22 protein-coding genes are annotated in these 24,482 nt (G+C 45.8%); 5 read left to right on the plus strand and 17 right to left on the minus strand.

All coding sequences use genetic code 11. The features are described from left to right. Positions 1 to 24: 24 nt before the first annotated feature. Positions 25 to 2,130 (plus strand): TonB-dependent siderophore receptor, encoded by a 2,106-nt coding sequence (locus YWE_RS0123100; RefSeq protein WP_051323539.1) that lies wholly within the window; start codon positions 25 to 27, stop codon positions 2,128 to 2,130. A gap of 86 nt (positions 2,131 to 2,216) precedes the next feature. On the opposite strand, the gene YWE_RS0123110 is transcribed toward YWE_RS0123100, so the two are convergent. The 12 genes from YWE_RS0123110 to YWE_RS0123170 all read right to left on the minus strand — a co-directional run bounded on the left by YWE_RS0123110 (position 2,217) and on the right by YWE_RS0123170 (position 13,049). Then, positions 2,217 to 3,530, minus strand: a complete 1,314-nt coding sequence (locus YWE_RS0123110; RefSeq protein WP_029096580.1) for an ankyrin repeat domain-containing protein — start codon at positions 3,528 to 3,530, stop codon at positions 2,217 to 2,219. Positions 3,531 to 3,678: 148 nt separating this feature from the next. Further along, entirely contained in the window at positions 3,679 to 4,668 is a 990-nt protein-coding gene (rpoS, locus tag YWE_RS0123115) for an RNA polymerase sigma factor RpoS (RefSeq protein ID WP_029096581.1), read from the minus strand. Positions 4,669 to 4,726: 58 nt separating this feature from the next. Then, a complete protein-coding gene (gene nlpD, locus YWE_RS28490) occupies positions 4,727 to 5,878 on the minus strand; it encodes a murein hydrolase activator NlpD (RefSeq protein WP_071605923.1) in 1,152 nt (383 codons plus the stop codon). Between the two features lie 311 nt (positions 5,879 to 6,189). Next, on the minus strand, positions 6,190 to 6,822 hold the full coding sequence (locus YWE_RS0123125; protein WP_029096583.1) for a protein-L-isoaspartate(D-aspartate) O-methyltransferase: 633 nt from the start codon (positions 6,820 to 6,822) through the stop codon (positions 6,190 to 6,192). Between the two features lie 2 nt (positions 6,823 to 6,824). Then, a complete protein-coding gene (surE, locus tag YWE_RS0123130; protein WP_029096584.1) occupies positions 6,825 to 7,574 on the minus strand; it encodes a 5'/3'-nucleotidase SurE in 750 nt (249 codons plus the stop codon). A 277-nt stretch (positions 7,575 to 7,851) separates the two neighbouring features. Beyond that, positions 7,852 to 8,892 (minus strand): tRNA pseudouridine(13) synthase TruD, encoded by a 1,041-nt coding sequence (gene truD / locus YWE_RS28495; RefSeq protein ID WP_051323540.1) that lies wholly within the window; start codon positions 8,890 to 8,892, stop codon positions 7,852 to 7,854. Between the two features lie 25 nt (positions 8,893 to 8,917). Next, positions 8,918 to 9,397 carry a 2-C-methyl-D-erythritol 2,4-cyclodiphosphate synthase gene (ispF, locus tag YWE_RS0123140; RefSeq protein WP_029096585.1) on the minus strand — a complete coding sequence of 160 codons (480 nt, stop codon included), beginning with the start codon at positions 9,395 to 9,397 and terminating at the stop codon, positions 8,918 to 8,920. Positions 9,398 to 9,413: 16 nt separating this feature from the next. Beyond that, the gene (gene ispD / locus YWE_RS0123145; RefSeq protein ID WP_029096586.1) at positions 9,414 to 10,139 is read right to left on the minus strand and encodes a 2-C-methyl-D-erythritol 4-phosphate cytidylyltransferase; all 726 of its coding nucleotides are present in this window, start codon (positions 10,137 to 10,139) and stop codon (positions 9,414 to 9,416) included. Beyond that, positions 10,140 to 10,448: a cell division protein FtsB gene (ftsB, locus tag YWE_RS0123150; RefSeq protein WP_029096587.1), complete on the minus strand. Its 309-nt coding sequence runs from the start codon at positions 10,446 to 10,448 to the stop codon at positions 10,140 to 10,142. A gap of 246 nt (positions 10,449 to 10,694) precedes the next feature. Then, complete coding sequence (locus YWE_RS0123160; RefSeq protein WP_029096588.1) at positions 10,695 to 11,423, minus strand: amino acid ABC transporter ATP-binding protein; 729 nt, start codon at positions 11,421 to 11,423, stop codon at positions 10,695 to 10,697. Beyond that, positions 11,416 to 12,177 (minus strand): amino acid ABC transporter permease, encoded by a 762-nt coding sequence (locus YWE_RS0123165; protein ID WP_029096589.1) that lies wholly within the window; start codon positions 12,175 to 12,177, stop codon positions 11,416 to 11,418. The genes YWE_RS0123160 and YWE_RS0123165 overlap by 8 nt, the downstream gene beginning before the upstream one ends. 95 nt (positions 12,178 to 12,272) lie before the next feature. Continuing rightward, a complete protein-coding gene (locus YWE_RS0123170; RefSeq protein WP_029096590.1) occupies positions 12,273 to 13,049 on the minus strand; it encodes a basic amino acid ABC transporter substrate-binding protein in 777 nt (258 codons plus the stop codon). A gap of 357 nt (positions 13,050 to 13,406) precedes the next feature. On the opposite strand from YWE_RS0123170, the gene YWE_RS0123175 reads away from it, so the two are divergent. The 3 genes from YWE_RS0123175 to YWE_RS0123185 all read left to right on the plus strand — a co-directional run bounded on the left by YWE_RS0123175 (position 13,407) and on the right by YWE_RS0123185 (position 15,799). Further along, a complete protein-coding gene (locus YWE_RS0123175; RefSeq protein ID WP_029096591.1) occupies positions 13,407 to 14,114 on the plus strand; it encodes a nucleoside recognition domain-containing protein in 708 nt (235 codons plus the stop codon). Positions 14,115 to 14,153: 39 nt separating this feature from the next. After that, entirely contained in the window at positions 14,154 to 14,618 is a 465-nt protein-coding gene (locus YWE_RS0123180) for a YjiG family protein (RefSeq protein ID WP_029096592.1), read from the plus strand. A 68-nt stretch (positions 14,619 to 14,686) separates the two neighbouring features. Continuing rightward, complete coding sequence (locus tag YWE_RS0123185; RefSeq protein WP_029096593.1) at positions 14,687 to 15,799, plus strand: M20 family metallopeptidase; 1,113 nt, start codon at positions 14,687 to 14,689, stop codon at positions 15,797 to 15,799. 757 nt (positions 15,800 to 16,556) lie between these two features. Here the strand turns inward: YWE_RS0123185 and YWE_RS0123190 are convergent. From YWE_RS0123190 to YWE_RS0123200, 3 genes are all read right to left on the minus strand, one after another. Continuing rightward, positions 16,557 to 17,789: a pyridoxal-phosphate-dependent aminotransferase family protein gene (locus YWE_RS0123190; protein WP_029096594.1), complete on the minus strand. Its 1,233-nt coding sequence runs from the start codon at positions 17,787 to 17,789 to the stop codon at positions 16,557 to 16,559. 347 nt (positions 17,790 to 18,136) lie between these two features. Further along, positions 18,137 to 19,402: a tryptophan permease gene (mtr, locus tag YWE_RS0123195; RefSeq protein WP_036016954.1), complete on the minus strand. Its 1,266-nt coding sequence runs from the start codon at positions 19,400 to 19,402 to the stop codon at positions 18,137 to 18,139. Between the two features lie 142 nt (positions 19,403 to 19,544). Continuing rightward, positions 19,545 to 20,918 carry a tyrosine phenol-lyase gene (locus tag YWE_RS0123200; protein ID WP_036016955.1) on the minus strand — a complete coding sequence of 458 codons (1,374 nt, stop codon included), beginning with the start codon at positions 20,916 to 20,918 and terminating at the stop codon, positions 19,545 to 19,547. 836 nt (positions 20,919 to 21,754) lie between these two features. Here YWE_RS0123200 and queD point away from each other — a divergent pair. Beyond that, positions 21,755 to 22,117: a 6-carboxytetrahydropterin synthase QueD gene (queD, locus tag YWE_RS0123205; protein ID WP_029096597.1), complete on the plus strand. Its 363-nt coding sequence runs from the start codon at positions 21,755 to 21,757 to the stop codon at positions 22,115 to 22,117. 66 nt (positions 22,118 to 22,183) lie between these two features. On the opposite strand, the gene queE is transcribed toward queD, so the two are convergent. After that, positions 22,184 to 22,855 carry a 7-carboxy-7-deazaguanine synthase QueE gene (gene queE, locus YWE_RS0123210; RefSeq protein ID WP_029096598.1) on the minus strand — a complete coding sequence of 224 codons (672 nt, stop codon included), beginning with the start codon at positions 22,853 to 22,855 and terminating at the stop codon, positions 22,184 to 22,186. Between the two features lie 194 nt (positions 22,856 to 23,049). Further along, a complete protein-coding gene (gene eno / locus YWE_RS0123220) occupies positions 23,050 to 24,351 on the minus strand; it encodes a phosphopyruvate hydratase (protein ID WP_029096599.1) in 1,302 nt (433 codons plus the stop codon). Positions 24,352 to 24,482 lie beyond the last annotated feature (131 nt).

Raw genomic sequence — 24,482 nt, forward strand, 5'->3', positions numbered from 1 at the left:
CTTTTCATTCAGGATGTTCTACGTATGGACCATAAAGTCCCTTCGGCTTGTCTGACATATAAGCCATTAACCTATGCAATATTGCTCAGTATGACCGCCTCTTTTTCCGCTATGGCCGAAGAAGCTCAAACATCGGAAAACGGCGAAGATCGAATCGTGGTTCTTGGCGGAAATACGGCGTTAAAAATTGATGCTCCGGCAGCTGAAACGCCAAGATCGCTATCAGAAGTTACCCAGGAAAATATCAAAGACCGCGGCGTCAAAAAACTTGATGAAGCCATGCGCTATAGCTCAGGGGTTCAGGCAACGCCTTATGGTCCGGATAATATCAACGACTGGTTAATCATCCGTGGTTTTGGCTGGTCTCGTTATCAGAACGGGCTGCCAACCCTGAATGAAAGTGGTTTCTATGGCTGGCAGCAGGAAGCTTATGGCATAGAGCGTATTGAAATGTTAAAAGGCCCGGCGTCTATGCTGTATGGTCAAAATCCACCGGGTGGATTAATTAACGTTATCAGCAAACGCCCTACTCGCCTGAAGCAAGGAGAGGTTGAACTCTCTTATGGCTCTGATGATTACCGCCACTTCGCGGTAGACACCTCTGGCCCGGTGACCGATGAAGGAAACGTACTCTACCGCTTAGTCGGCTTTGCTCGAAAAGCGAATGGCCCGACTGACGGCGCTCAGAGCGAACGTTATTATATTGCACCAAGTATGACGGTCGATTTTTCTGACGATACCAGCCTGACGCTGTTAAGCAGCTATATGAAAGACAATACCAATCAGACCAGTGGATTCAAGCTGCCTTACGGTACCTTGCATGACACCCCTTTTGGTAAAGTAGATTATAAGATGAGCTACGGCGAGCCTTCCTATGCCGCGAATAACTCAGAACAATTTATGGTCGGGTATGAGTTTAAGCATGCCTTTAATGATACCTGGACCTTCCATCAGAATATGTCTTACAGCTATATGAACCTGCTGTTACGCGGTGCATACGGCCTGAGCATGATTGACGATCGCCACGTTAACCGTGGCCTGACTTATCGTGACGGTAGCGCCCAAGGCTGGGCTTTAGATAACCGCATGGTCGGTAACTGGAGCTTTGACCGCTTTGAACATACCCTGCTGTTAGGTGTTGATTACTTCACCGCAAACTCACGCGGTAAAGACGCCAACCTGTATAGCTTCGGCGATCCGTTAGACATCTTTGATCCGGTTTACGGCAACTATCAGCCGGTCTCAGACAGCGATTTGTTTAACCATAATACTAAGCGTCGCCAAAACGGTATTTATATTCAGGACCAGATCAGATTTGATGATAAATGGTTACTGCTGCTCGGTGGCCGTTACGACAGAGCGACGTCAGACGATAACCAGCCGGATACCAATGACCATCTCAATATGAGAGATCATAAGTACACCAAAAATGCCGGCTTGATGTATCTGTCTGATATCGGGCTAAATCCCTATATCAGCTACTCTGAATCATTCCAGCCGTTATCCGGCAGAAATAACGACAATAAGCCGTATGAACCGCAAACCGGACAGCAAACCGAACTCGGCGTGAAATATGTTCCGGACTGGTTTAACGGCTATATCAATGCCGCAGTGTATGAACTCTATCAGAAGAATACCCTGACCACCGACCCGGATAGCCCGTCGGTTCGTACTCAAACCGGTGAGGCCCGTTCACGCGGCTTCGAGCTTGAAGCGGTTGGTAATGCGACTGATAACCTGAAATTTATCGCCAGCTATACCCTGAATGAAGTTATCACGACTCGTTCTCTTAATTCAGCGGAAATTGATAAACGCTTACCGGCAACGCCAAGAAATATGGCATCACTATGGGCCGATTATAAGCTTCCGGGCGCTCTGCACGATTTCACTATCGGTTCCGGCGTGCGCTATATTGGCAGCACCTATGGTGATTCAGTCAATACCGCAGAGATGAAGGTTCCGGCCTTTACGCTGTGGGATGCCATGGTTCGTTATGACATCAATAAAGAGTGGCAGGTACAGGTTAACGCCAATAACTTAGCTGATAAGAAATATGTCAGTGCCTGTGATTATTGGTGCTACTACGGCGATGGTCGTACCGTTACTGCAAGGCTGAATTACAGCTGGTAATAGGTTGCCGTTAGCATAAAAAAAACCGGCGTCAGGAAACTGGCGTCGGTTTTTTTATTCATCATCATGCCAACATATTATTAGCCTTAGTCTACCCGTTTACAGACTGTTTCTGAGCTACTTGTAAACTGACACTCAATCGGGACACCGTAATAATCAGACTTGATGATATTACTGCCATCAGAAACAGAAATTTCTGGTGAAAATTTATCTAAAAATGTAGACAGCGCCGCATCATCAAACTGCCCACACTGTTGAACCACTTTTGTATATGCTCTGGGCTTTCCTCTGGCTGTTGCAGAAGCAATCATATCAATCACTGCATGATCAAATAGCTTGCTCATACACTGGTTGAGATCGGCTTGTGCCATCCACACTTCTTGCCCGCCAATAGTTGCACCGGACTTAATTAATAACTCACGGATGTTGCCATCGCTGATGCCTAGCGCTGATTTCCCGTCTTTATCTTTGAGATTAATATCCGCGCCTGACTTAATAATAGTTTCAGTACTCTGTGAATTTTCATCCATGATGGCGGCCATCAGCGGCGTTGTGCCTTGCGGAGTCTGAGCATTTATATCGGCACCATGGGCAATTAATAACGCAATCACCTCAGGAGAACCGTGGCGTGCGGCATAAAACATTGCTGTTTCACCTGATTTATCTTTACTTGCAACGTTAGCACCATGGGAAAGCAGTAACTTCATATAGTCCGCTCTTTCGGTCATAGACGCGCGAATTAACGGTGTTATGCCCGAACGCCCCGATAAATTCACATCAGCACCCGCGTTGATCAATAAGGTTAATACTTCAGGGTCATACTCCATCTGAATCGCATAATCTAACGCTGCCGAGCTTTCATGATTTCTGGCGTTAAGGTCTACGCCACTATCTAAAAGTAGCTTAACAGTCTCTAAATTAGGCATCTGAAACGGGTCATTATTGAATTCGCTAAGGCCATCGGTTTCCGGTTTTACCGTTAGCTCACTAATGGCTTCGCGCGGGATCTGGATTGAATCATCATTGCCCAGAGCAATCATCAACAGCGAACTGCCATCAGCACTTAACGCTTTCAGATCGCTTTTCGCTTCAATGAGCCGTTTTACTAATTCAGGATCGCTGTCTGGCCCAACGGCCAGCATCAGTGCCGTGGTAGTTGAATCCATTTTTTGATTCGGATTGGCGCCTTTGTCCAGAAGCCGTTTTACCAGCTCAGTTCGCTTCTCTTTTGCAGCTACCATCAAGCAGGTCATCCCTGCAGGTGAAGCACTGTTCACCTTAATACCTTGATTTAGCGAAGTTTCAATAACGCTAATCTGCTCATTCTGACACTGTACTAAAAATTCATGGATTTGTTTCGGCGTTTGTGAGTCACAGCCAATGGCCAAAAGCGCAATCACTGCCAAACTCAGAATGCGTGTGTAATGTAGAAAAATGTATGTTATTGACTTGTTCAAAATAGAGACTCTCATCCATGACTTGCCTGATATAAAAAAACACCCACATATCAATGTGGGTGCTCTATTTAACGCGAATGAGTAAGGCTAATTACTCCTGAAACAGCGCCTCAATACTTAGGCCTTGCTTCATCAGGATTTCTCTTAATTGAGCCAATCCTTCAACCTGAATCTGACGAACCCGCTCACGGGTCAGGCCAATCTCACTGCCTACATCTTCCAGCGTCGCTGCTTCGTAGCCCAGCAGACCGAAACGACGGGCTAAAACTTCCCGCTGTTTTGGATTCAGTTCAAACAGCCATTTTACAATGCTCTGTTTGATGTCGTTATCCTGAGTGGTGTATTCAGGATCGTTGTTGTTTTCATCCGGTAGAATGTCGAGCAGTGCACTGTCAGATTCGCCGCTCAGCGGTGAGTCAACAGAGGTAACTCGTTCATTAAGACGCAGCATACGGCTAACATCACCTACCGACTTGTCCAGTTTATTCGCGATGTCTTCTGCACGCGGTTCGTGGTCTAACTTATGAGAAAGCTCACGAGCAGTACGCAGATATACGTTTAATTCTTTCACAATATGAATCGGCAAACGAATGGTTCGGGTCTGATTCATGATTGCCCGTTCAATTGTCTGTCTAATCCACCAAGTGGCATAGGTTGAGAAACGGAAGCCTCTCTCCGGGTCAAACTTTTCAACCGCACGAATCAGGCCCAGATTACCTTCTTCGATTAAGTCGAGTAGCGCTAAACCTCGGTTGTTATAGCGGCGTGCAATTTTAACAACTAAACGCAGGTTGCTTTCTATCATGCGACTACGAGCCGGTGCGTCACCGCGTAAAGCTCTTCGTGCAAAATAAACTTCTTCCTGGGCAGTTAAAAGTGGTGAAAAACCGATTTCTCCGAGATACAGCTGTGTCGCATCCAGCACATGTTGAGTCACTTCCTGTGAAAGCAGTGTATCTTCCGCCGAATTATCATCCTCAGCTACTTCTAGCTGGGCTTTTTCATCAAAATCTGCGGGTTCACTATCATCGAAATCAGCATTTTCAGGCCATTCGTTGACTTTCAGCGTATTGGAACTCATAGTTTGTTTTCCTACCCGTAGTTGCGACACACAGGCAGGAAAACCAACCCCTGCCCAGTTAACGCTGCGGCAAATGCTGCAGCGGGTTGACGGATTTGCCCTTGTAACGGATTTCAAAATGCAATCTTACAGAACTGGCACCCGTACTACCCATTGTTGCTATTTTTTGTCCTGCTTTAACTTCTTGCTGCTCAGCAACTAGCATCGAATCATTGTGTGCGTAGGCACTAAGGTAATCGTCATTATGTTTAATAATGATTAGGTTACCGTAACCACGTAACGCATTACCTGCATATACGATACGCCCATCTGCTGCTGCTAGTACCGATTGGCCACGTGAGCCAGCAATGTCGATACCTTTATTGCCACCTTCCGAAGTTGAGAAGTTATCAATCACTTTTCCTTCGGTAGGCCAACGCCAACGAACGCCTGATGTACTGCTACTGCTGGTAGCCAATGGTGCCGTTGAGGCGCCGGCGGCTGCCGTAGAAGTCGAGGTCGTCCCTGTCGTTGCTGGTAACGTTTTATCAACATTTTGTTTACCAGTGTTAACAGCATACGCGTCTGATTTAGTAGAATCAACAGTTACTGGTTGATTTTGATTATTAATTGAAGATGAGACTACAGCCCCATTATTAGGGGTTCCAGCCAACATCCCGCCGCTGCTGGCACCGGTGGTATTTGCCCCGCCGCCAACATTTAAAACTTGTCCGGCAGACAGCGCATAAGGTTCAGAAATGTTATTTTTTTGTGCTAATTCGCGAAAATCATTACCGGTAATCCACGCAATGTAAAACAGAGTATCTCCGCGTGAAACGGTATATGTTTGACCGCCGTTATATGAACCCTTAGGAATATCAGAGTAGCTACGGTTATAAACAATCTTACCGCCGGCGGTGTTTACCGCAGTGGATTGATTATTAGCAGACGTCATAGGAGCCGCCTGACCCGCAGTTGCAGTACCGGTGTCGTTAGCTCCCTGAGTGTAAACAATATTCGGGCGGCTGGTATCTATCGCCGTCGTTGTCGACGGTGAGCTATTCCCAATACCTGAGGTTGATGCCGGAGCGGAAGAGTAACCACCGCTGTCATTATTGATCGATGTTATTGGTGCCGGCGTTGTGTCATTACTACAACCTGTTAATAACAAACTCACTACCGTACCTACTGTAATAAACCGACACACCGTCATCGGGCTTCCTTTACTCATGCTTCCCCCACCATAGCAGAATCAATAACTGATTAAATTCCATTAATATCTGGCCAATATCAGGCCAACTCAAAAAATATTTAGATCCATTAAAAATTTAATTTACCACTACATCACATGTTAACGGACTATTATTGCCGCTAGCTGTCAATATCACTCAAAATGAGAGCAATATGTTGTAATTTATTGCAAAAATTTCAGCTTAACGCGCTGGAAAAAGGACATATCGGTAAATTGGACACTATATCTATACCGAAGGTCAAACAAGAATAGCTAAATTTACCTATCTCTACGTAATCACAGTGCAGTCATCAAGCGAGATCGCCTTTAACTAAAGGGACAAAACGCACAGGTTCAATGGTGGTCACGGTAATGTTATCGCCGTGACGCTCAACGAGTTGTAATGATTGTGACTGATTTTGTTCCCCTACGGGCAATACCATTCTGCCGCCGTCGGCTAACTGCTCAACTAAGGCTTCAGGTATTTCTGCCGGAGCCGCTGTGACAATAATAGCATCAAAGGGACCGCGAACTTTCCACCCTTCCCAGCCATCGCTGTGTCGGGTAGAAACATTATGTAAATCTAACTGTTTTAATCGGCGCTTTGCCTGCCATTGCAAACTTTTAATCCGTTCAACGGAATAAATATGGCTGACGATGTGGGCTAAAACGGCCGTTTGATAACCCGAACCGGTGCCAATCTCTAATACTCTGGAGTCCGGCGTTAAATGCAGTAATTCGGTCATTCGGGCTACGGTATAAGGCTGAGAAATGGTTTGTCCGGCCCCGATAGGTAATGCTGTATTGTCATACGCCTGATGTGACAAGGCCTCATCAACAAAGTGCTCTCTGGGTACAGCCGCTATCGCTTGTAATACGTGCTGATCCTGAATCCCATGCTCGACCAGCTGTTTAAGCAACGTCTGCATGCGTTTACTTGGCATACTTAAGTAACCTTTGCTTGAGATAACCATTGATTAATCACATCTTGTGCCGCATAGGCCGTTAAATCAACCTGAAGCGGCGTAATAGAAACATAACCTTGTTCTATGGCAGCAAAATCGGTGTCGGCACCGAAATCGTCTTTATCGCCGGGAGGACCAATCCAGTAGAGGTCATTTCCTCTGGGGTCCTGCTGGAAGATAACCTGACTGGCCGGATGTCGGCTCCCGCAGCGGGTAACTTTAAACCCTTTGATTTCTTCCAGCGGAATATCCGGCACATTGACATTTAATATTCTACCGGTTCTTAGCGGCTCTTTCTCGAGCCCCCTCAGCAACCGGCAGGTAATCGCGGCTGCGGTATCAAAATGGCGATGCCCGTCTAGTGATACGGCTAAGGCCGGCAGGCCCAGATGACGCCCTTCCATTGCCGCTGCAACCGTGCCGGAATAAATAACATCATCGCCTAAATTTGCTCCGGCGTTAATTCCGGAAACGACAATATCTGGTCGCGGAGCCATTAATGCATTAACACCGAGATAGACACAGTCTGTCGGTGTCCCTCTGACTGAAATATCACCGTTATTTAACCGCTGAATTTTCACCGGCATTTCCAGCGTCAGCGCGTTGGAGGAGCCGCTGCAGTTTCGATCGGGAGCAACTAATTGAACCTGAGCAAACTGGCGGATAGCGTCAGCCAGAATCTGAATGCCGGGCGCAGAAATACCATCATCGTTGCTTAATAATATTCTCATTAATTATGCACTAACCCGTTATTCATTGAGATTCATCTCTTCCGGCTTAACTTAACCGCCATAAAATTCAGATAACGCTACAGTCAGAAGGCTTTACCAATTGAAAATAATAGCGAAGGCCGATTATAGCAACTAATTTAAATCGGATAAAACACCGATGGGCTAAACGCCGATAACATGTGAACTCTGTCGCCCCTTTTGCCTTATCACTCAATCATAAAAAAGAAGGCCCGCGTTGAACAACAGGCGGGCCTTCAATCTTATATCATTAATGGCATCACTCTTCGGGAACGTTATCCACTGCGGCCGTCAGCATCAACTCTCTCACAACGCTGGTCGCAAAGCAGCCGGAAGGCAGCCAAAAACGCAGAGATAACCGTTGGTCATCTAACCATTCCCATACCATATTCTGTGGCTGTAACAGCACGGCACGGCGGGCATTCTCGACTCTTTCTCGCTTTACCAGCGACATCAGTGTTGGGTATTGGCTTAAACACTGCAGTTCAAACGCCAGCGCTTGGTCTTTAGTACCTAAATCCCGGTCGCCGGGTAACGGCGCCGTTACCTGTAATTCGCCGGCATTAAGCCGTTGCTGCAAAACCTCAAGCTCTTCAGCTTGGGCGACAAACCAGCTTCCCCGCCCCGTCAGTTGCAGTGCATCACCGGTCAATGCTTGTTGGTGTAATCCCTGCTCAATGCGGCTGCTGGCAATATGATTGAACATTGCGCTGCGTGCGGCAGAAAGATAAAAGCTGCGTTTATTACGCTCTTTCACTCGTATTTCGTTTTTAGCCCACAGCTCGGCCTGAATAATATTATTGCCGTTATGACCAAAGCGCTGTTCACCAAAATAGTTGGGGACACCGAAAGTCTGAATTTGTTGTAACCGTGACTCAGCCCGATCGCGATCGCTAATATTGCGTAGCGTTAAATGAAAAGCATTTCCCCGTAGTGTACCGATACGGATTTTTCGCAAGTGGCGATCTGTTTTCAGAATTTCACAGCCTTCAAGCTCGAAGGTGCTAAAGTCAGGCGTCTCTTTGCCCGGCATTTGTAAACAAAACCATTGCTCCGTGACCGCATGACGATCTTTCAGTCCGGCATAGCTGACTGAGCGGGCGGGTATTTTAGCAAAACGGGCAAGGTGATCGGCCACAAATTGGGTGTTGCATCCGGTTTTACGCAGATAAACTAAAACGTGTTCGCCTTCGCCGTCCGGTTCAAAGCCAAGATCTTCTTGCACCACAAAATCTTCAGCAGAGGCTTTTAATACCCCGCTTACGGTTGGCTCACCGTGCAGCCAAACTAGTGGCATCATATTTTTATTTCCGTTTGGTATTGTATCAGGCAGCGGATTTAACCAATAAGGTGACGGCTTCACAGGCAATACCTTCTTTACGTCCGGTAAAACCAAGCTGTTCTGTCGTTGTCGCTTTAACGTTAACATCATCCATATGGCAGCTCAGGTCTTCGGCGATATTGACGCGCATCTGAGGAATATGCGGGGCCATTTTGGGTGACTGAGCAATAATAGTGACATCAACATTACCAACACGGTAGCCTTTGGCTTGAATCCGGCGGTAAGCTTCACGCAACAGTTCGCGGCTGTCAGCCCCTTTAAACGCCGGGTCGGTATCAGGAAACAGCTTACCAATATCACCTAACGCCGCGGCACCCAGTAAAGCATCGGTTAATGCATGAAGCACCACGTCACCGTCTGAATGCGCAAGTAGTCCAAACTCATAAGGAATTCGAACACCACCAATAATCAACGGGCCTTCGCCGCCAAATTTATGAACGTCAAAACCATGACCAATACGCATTAGTCAGTCTCCTATTTTATTTATTGGTAGGTAAAAACGGCTGGGTAAGATAAAAGGTCGCCAGCGCCAGATCTTCCGGGCGGGTCACTTTTATATTATCGGAACGTCCTGCAACCAGTAACGGATGAAAACCACAGTGTTCTAGCGCTGAGGCTTCATCCGTTAATGCGACGCCTTCATCTATTGCGCGGGTCATGCAGTCGTTGAGTAATTCAAGCGGGAACATCTGTGGGGTTAACGCATGCCAAAGCTCATTACGTTCAACGGTATGGGCAATAGATTGCTCACCGCTAACGGCACGTTTCATGGTGTCTTTTACCGGCATAGCCAGAATACCGCCCTGCCGGCCATTGATCACCTGATGAATAAGACGATCGAGGTCGGATAAATGCAAACAGGGGCGCGCTGCATCGTGAACTAAAACCCATCGCGCATTCATTAAGCTAGCCTGTTTTAAGCCGGCCATAACCGAATCATAGCGTTCGGCACCACCGGTAGTCACAGAGACTCGCCGATCCTGTGATATAGAAAGAGTGGCAAAAATCGTATCTTGCGGGTGCAAAACAACGATCACATGTTGCACTAACTCATGGGATAGCAATGCCTCGATGGCATATTCAATAATGGTTTTCTGGCCTATGGCCAAATATTGCTTAGGGTAATCTGACTGCATTCTGCTGCCAATGCCGGCAGCAGGTAAAACGGCAATCATATCAAAATGAGGAGTCGGGGCCAGGCGCATCTAATTGCTTCCGCCGCTGGTTTGGGCCGGTTTAGTCTGTTCAGGAATAATACGGTAAAAACTTTCGCCGGGTTTGATCATCCCCAGTTCATTACGGGCGCGCTCTTCCAGCGCTTCTTTCCCGCCGTTCAGATCGCTAATCTCAGCAAACAGTCGCTCATTACGTGACTTCAGCTTTGCGTTATTGTCTTGTTGAACAACCAAATCATCCTGCACGCGCACATAATCATGAACGCCATTTTTGCCCAGCCACAGTGAGTACTGTAACCAGCCAAGTAGTGCAATCAATAATAGCGTAAGTTTACTCATTCCCGCCCCCTAAAAAACCGGCTAATCATCCCATAACTCACAGCCAGACTCCACCATAGAATAAGCCTCGGATAAACTTATAGACTAAGATAAGGTTTGAAGAGGTGATTTTTCAGCGCAACAAAGCAGAGAGAGCCCATACAATCGATAAAGCCGAAGATTATCAGAAACGAATGGGTGTGATGCTTAATACCGATGGTATTTTATCCGGCTAACCTCGTCATCTCAGGCTAACCGGATAGCATTCTACAGTGACAATATTTTACTCAAGAAAGCCTGCGTACGCTCATTGGCCGGCGCAGTAAATAGCTTTTCTGGTACGTCTTCTTCCTGAATAACGCCCTGATCAATAAAGATCACCCGATCGGCAACGTCGCGGGCAAAACCCATTTCGTGAGTAACAACCACCATGGTCATCCCTTCATGGGCCAGGGATTTCATCACCGCCAGAACTTCCCCAACGAGTTCAGGATCCAGCGCCGAAGTCGGTTCGTCAAACAGCATGACTTTGGGTTCCATCGCCAGCGCTCTGGCAATGGCAACGCGCTGTTGTTGACCGCCGGAAAGCTGGCTTGGATAAGCATCAATCTTATCCAATAAACCGACTTTACGTAGCAGTAGCTCCGCATTCTTAATGGCTTCAGCCTTAGAGAGCTTTTTCACATCCATTGGCGCCAGAATTAAATTCTCCAGCACCGTCATATGAGGAAACAGATTAAAACGCTGAAAAACCATGCCTACGCTTTGGCGAAGCTGGTTAAGATCGGTTTTCGGGTCGTGAACATTGAATCCGTTAACCGTAATCTCACCGCCAGACATCTCTTCTAACGCATTCATACAGCGTAAAAAAGTACTTTTTCCTGAGCCCGACGGGCCGATAATGCAGACCACCTCGTTAGCGGCGATATCGCAAGAGATACCGCGTAACACGTGAGTGCTGCCAAACTGCTTTTGTAAGTTACGAATCTTAATCACTTCGGCCTAACCTCGTTTCCATATGCTTAACCATCAGGGAAAGTAAGAACGTAATGACCCAGTAAACAATCGAGATTGTCAGATAGGGTTCCCAATAAGTGGCATATGCCCCGGAGACAGTTCGGGCAGCATAAGCCAAATCGGCCAAACCGATAGCGGATGCCAAAGAGGAATCCTTAACGATAGATATCGCATTGTTACCCAACGGAGGCAACATACGGCGGAAGGCCTGTGGAAGAATAATCTTACGCATCGTTTTGCCATAGCTCATGCCTAACGAGCGGGCCGCTTCCATTTGGCCACGATCGATAGACTCGATCCCCGCCCGGAAGATTTCAGAAATATAGGCACCGGAGTTAAGGGTAATCGCCACCACGCAGGACAAAAATGCACCATAGTCAGAGCGTAGCATTTTAGCAAAATCAACCGACATCATGCCGCTGGTAACCAGCAAGCCATCACGTGGGTTGATCAGTAGAGGAATAAGGGCGAAATGGACCACCATGATCTGCACAAACAGCGGCGTTCCACGAAAGGCACTCACATAAATCCGTACCGGCCACTGCACAAAAAAGCGTAAACAGAAATCTAATCCTGGGCTACGAGGAGCGCGAGCAGAACGACCTAATCCAAGAATCAGTCCCCAGGCTCCGCCTAAAATAACGCAGACGACGGTGCACTTGATGGTCATCCATGCACCCTGCGCAAACAGCGGGGCATATTCCTGGATAATTTCCCAGCGAAATCCTGACATAAAAAGAATCCGTTTAAAAAAGTTCAGGGCGAAACCGTCGCCCTGAATAGATATGCCCCAAATAATTTTATTTTCACGGGCACTATTAAAAAATATTACTCGGCAGGTAGTACCGGAATATCACCATCAAACCAGTTCTGATAAATCTTTGCGTAGGTACCGTCAGCAATAATTTTCTTTAGCCCTGCGTTAATTTTATTACGCAGCTCGGCGTTATCTTTAGCGACTGCAATACCAAAATATTGACGTTCGAACTTGTCATCAAACACCAAGTTAAACTCTTTTTCCGGATGGTTTTTGATGTAGAACTTAGCGACACCGACATCGCCCACAGCGGCATCAATGCCATCTTCATACAGTTCTTGCAGCATCAGAGGCGTGTTATCAAAACGCTTGATTGCGGTACTGTTTTTACCTAAAACTTCAGATACAACGATATCACCCGTACTGGAGTTAACAACGCCGACTTTTAACAGTTTTAGTTCAGCAAGTGACTTAATCGATTTGCCTTTTGGTACCACAATGGCCTGTTCTGCCGGGAAATAAGGCGCTGAAAAATCAACCATTTGCTTACGCTTATCAGTGATGGTGATCCCAGAAATAAGGATATCCCGGTCGCCGCTGCCTAAGGTTGCAAAAATGCCTTCCCACGGTGTATTAACCAGTTTAATGTTGAAACCTTCGGCCTTTGCAATGGCAGAAATAATGTCAATATCAAAGCCCTGAAGTTCTTTTTTACTGTTTTCAAATTCAAACGGGCGATAAGTGCCGCCGGAACCGACAACGTAGGTTGGTTCAGCGGAATGAGCCACGGGCATGGTACAAATAACGGCCGCCAGACAGGCACCGAAAATAGAAAGGCGTTTAAACATAAGTTATATCCTTAACCAATGAGAAATGACGTATAGCCAAAATTATGCACGAATAACGCATAAAAATACATATACCTCATCATAATCTGGTAAAAAATAAGATTTTAGTCTATTTTATCTGGCCCTAAAATTGACCTGATTTTAGCGACTATTTTTAACAAAAGGAGCACATCATTGCCTACATAATTCTATTAATTTTAAATAATTAGCTAATATTCACCGTTGAATATCACCTAAATTAGAAAAGCGTGATCTACTCCAATAGTATTTGATGATCAAGGTCAAAAGATGCTGAAAGATTAGAAATGATAATCTTTGATTAACAACAACTGTAATAACTTCATCAGGAAACACTCTATGTCTAATGAAAGTTCACTCCCTGATCAACCGGAAAAAATCAAGGTTGGCATAGGGGCATATATCTCATTGATATTCGCTATGGTCTTTTTTTCTGGCCTGTTAGGGGGAAAAGAGTGGTGGTCAGTTTTTGACTTCACTACGTTAAATGGCTCATTCGGCAAGGTCGTATCAAACGCCACTGAAGTTGATGGTGCGCTCAACGTAACCAAAGGAACCTTTAGAGGAACCGGCGGCGGCGGCGCAATGGATGGTTTCCTATTTGCATTTGGCCTTATCCCGTCGGTGATGTTTGCCTTAGGTATGATCAACGTTTTAGAGCATTACGGTGCGTTAAATGCCGCGCGTAAATTACTTACGCCTCTGCTACGCCCGCTACTGGGGATCCCGGGTTCAACCGGTTTAGCCATTATCGGCAGTCTGCAAAGTACTGACGTGGGTGCATCACTCACTCGCTCACTGGCAGATGAAGGCCAAATTAATGAAAAAGAGAAAGACCTGATCACCATGTTCCAGTTTTCTGCCGGAGCAATGATCACTAACTTTTTCTCATCGGGTGCCGTTTTATTCACCCTGATGCTGGCTGATGGTACCCCTGCGGTTCCGGCCTCTATCGGTTTATGTATTTGTGTCATGTTCGTAATGAAAATTTTCGGCGCGAATGTCTTCCGGCTTTATCTGGCGTTAACCAGTAAAAAAGAAGCCTGATCAATAACAAATACTGAATAAAATTAAGGATTAAAGATTATGTCAAACCCAAGTAAACCGATGATTACCGACGTTTTTGTTGCCGGAGCACGTAAAGGATGGGGCATCGCGACTTCCAGTACATTACCTAACGTTCTGATGGCCTTTGTTATTATCAAGGCATTAGAAATTACCGGCGCTCTGAAAGGTTTAGGGATGATTTTTGCCCCGTTAATGAACCTGTTTGGCTTGCCGGGCGAAGCCGCTGCCGTATTAATCGGTGGCTGGATGTCAATGGGGGGTGGTATCGGTGTTGCTATCAGCCTGTATGCAAACGGTACATTATCCGGTGAGCATCTGGCTATTCTTGCCCCGGCTATCTATCTGATGGGCTCACAAATTCAATATGCAGGCCGTATTTTAGGCGTGATCGGCACCAAAGCGAGCAAAATCCCGGTGATGATCGCGATCTCCGTACTTAATGCCTTTATTGCCATGTTCCTGATGAATATTTTTATCGGCTGATTTCAGTCCCTTTAACATTCCTAAACCACGCCTTAGGGCGTGGTGTCCAAAAGTAATAAGGATGCATCATGCAGTTAAATCAATATTTAGATGAATTACGCCCTCTGGTTGACGTTGACTGTGGAACTCAAACCACAGAAGGCGTTGCCCTTATCGCCGAACGTATGGAAAAGAAATATCGCGACCTCGGCTGGCATACTGAAATTGTTGATCTGGGCAAAGAAGTGGGTCCGGGCGTTTTTGCTACCAATAAGCCGGGCGCTACCCAGTTTGACGTTCTGCTGATTGGCCATATGGATACCGTGTTCCCACCGGGAACCGTTGCTGAGCGCCCGATGTCTACTGACGAAACTCGCCTGTATGGCCCGGGTGCAGCAGATATGAAGTCCGGACTGCTGAATATTCTTTGGGCAATTCGCGCGTTGGATAGCAAAGATGAACAAAGGCTGTCAATCGCCGTGGCGATGAACCCGGACGAAGAAACCGGCTCGGTTTATTCTCACAAATGGCTGGGTGAGTACGCGAAGAAAAGCCGCTACGTTCTGGTGGCAGAAGCCGCTCGTGCCGACGGTTCATTAGTCAAAGCCCGTAAAGGTATGGTCCGCTACTGCGTCGATTTTCATGGCCGTGCAGCCCATGCCGGAAATGCGCCAGAAAAAGGTCGTTCAGCCATTACTGAATTAGCTAACTGGGTGCTGGCGATTAATCAGTTAGGTAGCTCAGAGTTAGGAACCACCTTAAACGTTGGTGTGATTAAAGGCGGCGACGCAGCCAATATTGTTCCTGATAAAGCGCAGGCGATTATTGATGTCCGCTTCTGGGACAATGATGAATACCATCGCATTGGCAAGGCGATGCAGGATATGACTAAAAAAGCCTATGTTGCCGATGTCACTGCAACCGTAAGCGAAATGGCTCATACCCCAGCAATGTCACCAACGGCTGAAACCGAGAAGTTAATGGCTCTGGTTGAACGCTGCGGCGAACAAGAAGGCATTCATATCAACTGGCTGGCGGTCGGCGGTGGCTCTGATGCTAACCATACCGCAGCGCTAGGCGTTCCGTCTTTAGATGGTTTTGGTGCTATTGGTGCTGACTTCCATAGCCCGGCGGAATATGTTGAGCTGGATAGTATTCTTCCGCGGATTAAATTACTGAGCCGAGTGATTAGCTCACTGTAATTTTGATTTTTTCCGTTGTGAAAAAGCCGCCCTCTCGGGCGGCTCAGACTAATGACAAAGTGGTTTAATTTGATTTCAGCGCGAATTTCGTCCGCATAGTTAGCATCGGAATATTGGTTTTTCCTAGCGGCCGAAGGGCGATGTTTTTGAGTACTGTGGGCTCCGGGCTTAGAATCCCTAGGGGCACTCCGGCTGGCAAGCCAGCTACGACCCCAACGGAATTCTTTCCCTACGTTTAAGCTTTTTAAGAGCAAAACGCTGATGTCCGAGCGTTTGTCAGCAGTCTGAGCCTAATTGGGTTACCGCGCAAATTTCGTCCGCTTTCGTCCGCATAGTCAGCATCGGAATATTGATTTCGCCTGGCGGCCGAGGGTCGGCGTTTTGAATGCTAAGCGCTAGTCTGCCCGTTCTTATTAGATAATGCATGCCCGTTAAGTATCACGACCTTAATGTGATTCTACTCAATCGTCATCGCGGCGGGGCAACTCTCCCGTCATCCCCGTGAAAACGGGGATCCCGATTTTAACTCACCAATGACCATTCAGCCTAAGGGTTGGATGATTCGCTTCGCCTACTCTTCGGGCCATTTGCTATGCGAATGTTTGCTTCGCCTACGGCTAAGCGTTCCGTTTTCAACCGGATGAAGATGGTGTTGCTGCTTGGTCATCCCGGCTTTATTCATTGCCCTTAGCTGACAATCATTACCCTTATTGGACGATTTTTTATTCATCCAACTTAAACATCAGATAACCCGCCTCTACTTATCGTAACAATTCCATGCGGCCTGCAGCGCGGCACCCTGAGTAGATTTAAATCCGAGTCGGTTTAGAACCGCTTCCAGTGCCGTCAGGGTTTGTAATACGCAGTCTTTACGGGCGTTATATCCCATGGTGCCGATACGCCAAATTTTACCCTGTAGCGGGCCAAAGGATGTCCCTATCTCAATAGAGAAGTCATTTAGCATCATCTGACGAACCTGCTCGCCGTGAATGTCTTTCGGGATCACGACGCCAAGTACGTTATTCATTTTATGGCTTAGGTCACCAAAGGTTTCCAGCCCCATTCCCTGAATACCGGCTAACAGTGCCGCCCCGTGTAATTCATGACGGGCAATGCAGTTATCCAAACCTTCTTCTAATATCAGGCGGGCACACTCTCTGGCAGCAAACAGCATGCTGGTCGCTTCAGTATGATGATTCAGGCGTTCAGGTCCCCAGTAGTCCATAATCATGCCGAGATCGAAATAGTTGGAATAGATCATCTCATCATCGCCATCAACGTGTTCATCGGTACGGATACCTTCTTCAACACATTTACGACGTCGGACTATTTCTTCAAATTCCGGGCTCAGAGTAATCGGAGAACTGCCTGATGGCCCACCGAGGCATTTTTGTAATCCGGCCGATGCGGCATCTAATCCCCACGCGTCAGTTTCCAGTGCATTGCCACCGAATGATGCGGTAGCATCAGTATAAAAAAGGACGCCGTGACGACGACAAATCTCACCTAACTGTTCCAGCGGCTGTAACATAGTGGTGGATGTATCGCCTTGAACCGTCAGTAATAAGCGGGGTTTTACTTTTTTAATTGCGTCTTCAATTTGGTCAGGGGTAAATACGTCTCCCCAAGGAACTTCAATAGTATGGACTTCAGCCCGACAGCGGCGGGCAATTTCACACAGTAAATGGCCAAAACGACCAAATACCGGCACTAACACCTTATCGCCGGGGCGAATCGCTGATAATAAGATAGCTTCGATACCCGCTCGGGAGGTGCCATCGATCAACATGGTCCAGCGATTTTCCGTGTTAAACAGGCCGCGATAAAGCTCCATCACCTGATTCATATAGCCGGTCATGACCGGATCGTACTGGCCAATCAATTGGCTGGCCATAGCCCTGAGTACTCGCGGGTCAGCATTAATCGGGCCCGGACCCATGAGTAAGCGAGAGGGGGGATTAATTTGATCAAACTTTGCAATATCCAGCATGGTAATTCCTTAGCGTAATGATGATGTCTTTGACCCGCTGTTTGGCTAACAATCAGGTAGCGACGTGCCTAACAAGCTGTTTTCATGTTTATTATTAGTTATCTTTTTAATCAAACATGAAATAAAAGCACCTTGCAAAGACTTTCTGCCACCGGCCGGCACATACAAAATTATTTTGATAATCAGGATAAAACTATTAATTTTTTCAAATTAAATTATCAGGATATAAGCGGTTGGCCTAAATTTCAGAGCGGATGAATCAATATATCGTTAGCTGAAATAACAAATCGCCACCAGGCTTGCGGTTATATTGCCGCAGGTCTGATGGCGATCGTGAAAGGTAATAGTTAATGGTAGGTAGGCAGAACGTTGAAAGTCGATAATATATGGGCCAGCATGGTAATAACACCAAACACCAGAACAATGTAGATCATCGGATTGCCGCCCCAGGTACGAAACATCGGGCTGCCAAATTTTTTGCGCGAAGCTTTAGCCATTAATGCAGGAACAATGATGGCCCACACCGCAAACGCCAAACCGGCGTAACCGATAGCATACAAAAAACCATTAGGGTATATAGAACACAATAGCGCCGGTGGCAGATAGGTCACGATCGCCGTTTTCGCCCTGCCTCCGTTGTCATCTTTGAATTTACACAGGTCAGCGATGTAATCAAACAGCCCCAGAGTGGCACCCAACAGTGAGCTAGCTACCGCAAAGTTAGCAAAGAATGTCAGAATAATATCCATTGAAGCGCTGTTAAGAATTCCGCTCATTGCGGTAATAAACACATCGATATTACCGCCCTGAGCAATAATAGGCCTGAAGTCTTCACGGGAGATATTGCCCATAGTGCAAAGCAGCCAGAAGACATACAGGAACAGCGCAAACAATGTGCCGATTAAGATGCACTGTACGATACGTTTTGGATCTTTACCGTAGTGTTTAACCAGGCTGGGAACGTTACCGTGAAAACCAAAAGAGACGATACAGAATGGCAATGTCATCAACAGGTAAGGCAAATAGCGCGTGCCCTCCGGTGCCATAACGTCCATTAAGTTATCCACCTCAACATAGCCCAATAGGTTAGCAAAGGTCATAAAGAACGCGATAAACTTTCCTAACAATAAGATCGTTGTAATACGCCCTACCGCCGTTGAGCTCCACCAAACAATAAACGCAATAAGAATGGTAAATAACACGCCGGTTATTCGGGCGGGAACAGTGAGGTTAAAATAGTTTGTCAGGGTTTGAGATATGACTGCAGCACTACCGGATATATAAGCATAAGCGAGAATATAAAGAACAAATGCAAAAGTTAAACCCGTGGTTATATTCCAAAACCGGCCTAATAAATCTTTTGTTAGCGTGTCGAAGCTGGCGCCAACATTATAATTTAAATTAGCCTCTAAAATCATAAATCCGGCCATAATCATAATAAAGCAGGTTGCAACCAGAATAACCAAAGACCATGAGAACCAAACGCCGGACATAGCGACAGGTAAAGAGAACATCCCAGCCCCGACTACCGTAGCGGTGGTAATCATCGCACCGCCAACAACCGACCTATTTTTTACCTGAACAGACCCCTGAGCCTCTACGCTGACCGTCATAATTGATTCCTTTAATTAAAATTCTTAGTGGAAAAAACATATTAATGACCTGGTAACTCTTGATACTTTTAGAGTCTCTCACCTATAAAAAGTGAAAGACTCCTCTATATTTAAGATATAAACTTAAGCTAAGTTAATAATCCTATTTTAATGGCTCAAATCTGGCAGTGAAGAAGCGTAGGAACTTCGGCTCATACACCATATCCAACCCTTTAATATCATCTCTGTGTTTAAACAGGCGGATGACTGACTCAGCGACGACGTCTAAGTGGGCATAGGTGTATACACGACGAGGAATAGTCAGACGAACTAGCTCCAGCTTAGGCATATGGTTCTTACCGGTTTTTCTATCTCGGCCTGCCGAGATAATTCCGCGTTCCATACTCCGTACGCCAGACTCGATATACAGTTCAGCAGCAAGTGACTGAGCCGGATATTGCTCTTGTGGTACGTGAGGTAAGAATGCTCTGGCATCTAAGAATACCGCATGCCCGCCTACTGGTTTCACAATCGGAACACCTGCGGCTTCAAGTTTGTCAGCTAAGTAGCGGCACTGTGCAATGCGGTGATGGATATAGTGGAAATCAACGGATTCAACAATACCGCGCGCCATGGCTTCCATATCACGACCGGCTAAGCCGCCGTAAGATGGCATGCCTTCAAACAGAACAACCAATTCGCTGGCTCTTTGATACAGCTCATCGTCGTTCATACACAGGAAGCCGCCGATATTAACCAGACAGTCTTTTTTACCACTCATGGTACAACCGTCGGAATAGCTCATCATCTCTTTGAGGATCGCGGCGATAGTGGCATCTTTGTACTCAGGCTCGCGGTCTTTAATGAAATAAGCATTCTCTACACAGCGGGTGGCATCATACATCACCAGAATATTATGTTTTTTACATAACTTACTGACTTCACGAATATTAGCCATGCTAACCGGCTGCCCGCCGGCCAGGTTTACGGTAATAGCTAAACAGACATACGGGATCTTATCTGCGCCGACTTCGTTGATCAGTTTTTCCAGTTTAGACAGGTCGATATTGCCTTTAAACGGCAGATCTTTTTGTGAGTCGTGGGCTTCATCGATAATAATATCAACGAATGTTGCACCGTTTCTCTCTTGGTGAGCGCGGGTAGTCGTGAAGTACATATTACCCGGAACATAGTCGCCCTCTTTAACCAACAGTGAAGAAAGCAGGTTTTCAGCGCCGCGTCCCTGATGGGTAGGAACAACATGCTTATAGCCATAATATTCGGCAACGGTATCTTGTAAGTGATAGAAGTTAATACTGCCTGAATAAGCTTCGTCGCCTAACATCATTCCTGCCCACTGATTATCACTCATCGCAGTGGTACCACTATCGGTTAATAAGTCGATATAGGTTTGTTTAGATTGAAGTAAGAATGTATTGTAACCCGCATCTTTAATATATTGCTCGCGTTGTTTACGGGTTGTCATTGCGATAGGTTCTACAACTTTAATTTTATAAGGTTCAGCTGGATATGACATTATACTTTCCTCATTTGTAATTTTATTAATTTCAGGCTTTTCAGAACACCTCCATTCTTACTTTTATTAATAATATTGCAATAGCTGACCAATATTCACCAAAAGCTTATTATGTAATTAATTTATTACGACACAATAATTAAATAACCACTCAAGTAAAAATATTAAAAAATAGATTTAATCGCTAAATACCCAATATAATGTGACTGCCATCAAACTTTGTATTCAGCATCGATCTGCTGTTGCATAAAAAATGCCAAAGCATGTAGGATATGGCTATGTACAGTTTAATTTACGCTGGTAAAAAATTTATTTAACCGAATAAAAACAAAAAAATTAAATTAAAATCAAACAATTAAAATACTGATATAATGAGACAATAGAATAGAGAACCAGAGCCATTGACTTAATCATTTTGCTATGATTATCTCGCGAGGGGTAAGTTTTAATAAAATAGCGACTTTTAGCCCCGGTCTTTAAGCTTAAAAACCGGTGATAAACCTCAGCTATTCTTTCTTCATCAAGATAATAGAGCTTTATTTTCAGCTCTAATTAAATATCAATAAACACTATCTGAAAGTTAAAACCCAAAAATAAAACCAGATAGCAAACAACACACTTATTAACTGGGGCTTTTTAATTATTGATTATCAAAATAATTATATATTTGATTTTTTGTTTTAAATCACAAATCAAGATAATAATGAAAATAGCGCTATATTTTATCTATCAAATCTCTCGATATATGCGGAGCAATCTGATGTAAACCCGCTATCACCATGGCATCAGTGACGACTTTTTAGTAATATACTCCGACACAAGAATCAGAGGCATTTATGGTTACCACATTATTTAAAGACTTTAATTTTGAGGCCGCACACCGGCTGCCAAACGTACCTGAAGGCCACAAGTGCGCCAGATTACACGGGCACTCTTTTATGGTTCGAATTGAAGTCACCGGCGAAGTCGATCCGTACACCGGATGGGTTATGGATTTCTCTGACATTAAGGCGGCATTTAAGCCTATTCTTGATAGCTTAGATCATTATTATCTGAACGATATTGAAGGGCTGGACAATCCGACCAGTGAAGTTCTTGCTCATTGGATTTGGCAACGGCTTAAACCTTCATTGCCATTACTCAGTGCTATTCGGGTTAAAGAGACCTGTACTGCGGGATGTATTTACCGCGGTGAATAGTCGCCACTGATATAGTCAGGGCGGTCTTTGTCGAACTTAAGCTTAGCAAACGCCCTGCGACTTTTATCAGGCAATATTAAGATATTTATGTGTCTGCATAGATAAACGCCAGTTGCGGGCTATACAGGTTTGAATACATAACTCGGTCGATCGCGGGTTCTGGCTAATCGGCTGCAACGCTATCACTCTGGGCTTATCATCTGTTAAGGTTGCTAGCAGCTCATCTAACTGTTCAATATCGCGTTCACGGGCCACAGGGTGCTTAATTTCATCGGCCCGAACCAGTGCCTGAGCAACAACCGCCAATCCACCGCGCATATCGACTTTAGGTGAAACGGTAACCCAGGTATTTTCCGAACAGCTCACTTGCTGTGTACCACTGGTTTCTATCTGACAATTGAAGCCATGCTGTTCCAGTAAATCGGTTAACGGAGTCAAATCATACAGACAGGGTTCTCCGCCGGTGATCACCACGTGGCGGGCAGTATATTGCTGCTGTTGTAGAATATTGATCAACTGTTGCTCTGTAACCCCACTCCAGCAGTCACTTTCTTCGGTTTTAACTAAAATATCCCCTATCGGGCGCTGCTGTTCTGCCACTTTTTCCCACGTGTGCTTGGTATCGCACCAACTGCACCCAACGGGGCACCCCTGTAAACGAATAAAAATAGCCGGTACGCCGGTAAAGTAGCCTTCACCCTGTAAGGTTTGAAACAGTTCATTGACGGGATATAGCATGGTGTTCTCAGATAAAATAGATAAATGCAGTTAAAACAAACAGTTTGTTCAGTAATGCTGATCAGCATCGATTGATTCAGGCCGCTAGCTTACGTCAGCTTAATTTCAGAATCCAGCGGGCTAAGCAGAATAAAAAAAATCCCGTACCGGCCTTCACCGATACGGGATTGATTAAATTAACGACGGGCTAAGAATTACGCCTGGCCTTTAACTTCTTTTAAGCCATTGAACGGTGCACGATCGCCCAGAGCTTCTTCGATACGGATTAACTGGTTGTATTTAGCAACGCGGTCAGAACGGCTCATAGAACCGGTTTTGATTTGGCCCGCAGCGGTACCTACCGCTAAGTCAGCGATGGTAGCATCTTCAGTTTCACCTGAACGGTGAGAAATGATGGCAGTATAACCCGCATCTTTAGCCATTTTGATGGCGGCTAAAGTTTCGGTCAGTGAACCGATTTGGTTAAACTTGATCAGGATTGAGTTAGCAATACCTTTGTCGATACCTTCTTTCAGGATCTTGGTATTGGTTACGAACAGATCGTCACCGACTAACTGAATTTTGTCGCCCATCACTTTAGTCTGGTAAGCGAAGCCGTCCCAGTCTGATTCGTCTAAGCCATCTTCAATAGAAACGATTGGGTATTGCTTAGTCAGTTCTTCTAAGTAATGAGTGAACTCTTGAGAAGTAAAGGTTTTACCTTCGCCTTTCAGTTCATAGTTACCGGTTTCTTTGTTGTAGAACTCAGAAGCAGCACAGTCCATCGCTAAAGTAACGTCTTTACCTAAAACGTAGCCAGCTTGTTCTACAGCTTCTTTAATCGCAGCCAGTGCAGCAGCGTTAGACTCCAGGTTTGGCGCATAGCCACCTTCGTCACCCACTGCGGTACCCATACCTTTAGATTTCAGAACTTTAGCCAGAGTATGGAAAATCTCTGAACCAATGCGCAGCGCCTCTTTCAAGGTTTTAGCGCCGATTGGCTGGATCATAAATTCTTGGATATCGACGTTGTTATCTGCGTGCTCACCGCCGTTGATGATGTTCATCATTGGTAATGGCATAGAGAATTTGCCCGGCGTACCGTTTAATTCAGCAATGTGCTCGAATAAAGGCATGCCTTTAGCTGCTGCGGCTGCTTTAGCTGCGGCTAAAGAAACGGCCAGAATGGCGTTAGCACCAAAGTTAGATTTGTTTTCAGTACCGTCTAAATCGATCATGATCTTATCGATGTTAGCTTGATCTTTTGCATCTTTACCGGCTAAGGCTTGTGCAATCGGGCCATTTACTGCGGCAACGGCTTTAAGAACGCCTTTACCTAAGAAACGAGATTTGTCACCGTCGCGTAGCTCTAACGCTTCACGGGAACCAGTAGATGCACCTGATGGAGCAGCAGCAAGACCGACAAAACCGCCTTCTAAATGAACTTCAGCTTCAACAGTGGGATTTCCACGAGAGTCGATGATTTCACGACCGATCACTTTAACGATTTTGGACATTAGGATTTTTCCTCAGTACAAGTTGATTAAACTAAAAACTGTCGATTGCGACGGGATGACACATCATGCCCGCCGCTCATTCTGGCGCTGTGACTTTATCGGCCTTAGGTCATCCCTATGGTGAAAACACA

The organism is Budvicia aquatica DSM 5075 = ATCC 35567, assembly GCF_000427805.1.
Taxonomy (GTDB): domain Bacteria; phylum Pseudomonadota; class Gammaproteobacteria; order Enterobacterales; family Enterobacteriaceae; genus Budvicia; species Budvicia aquatica.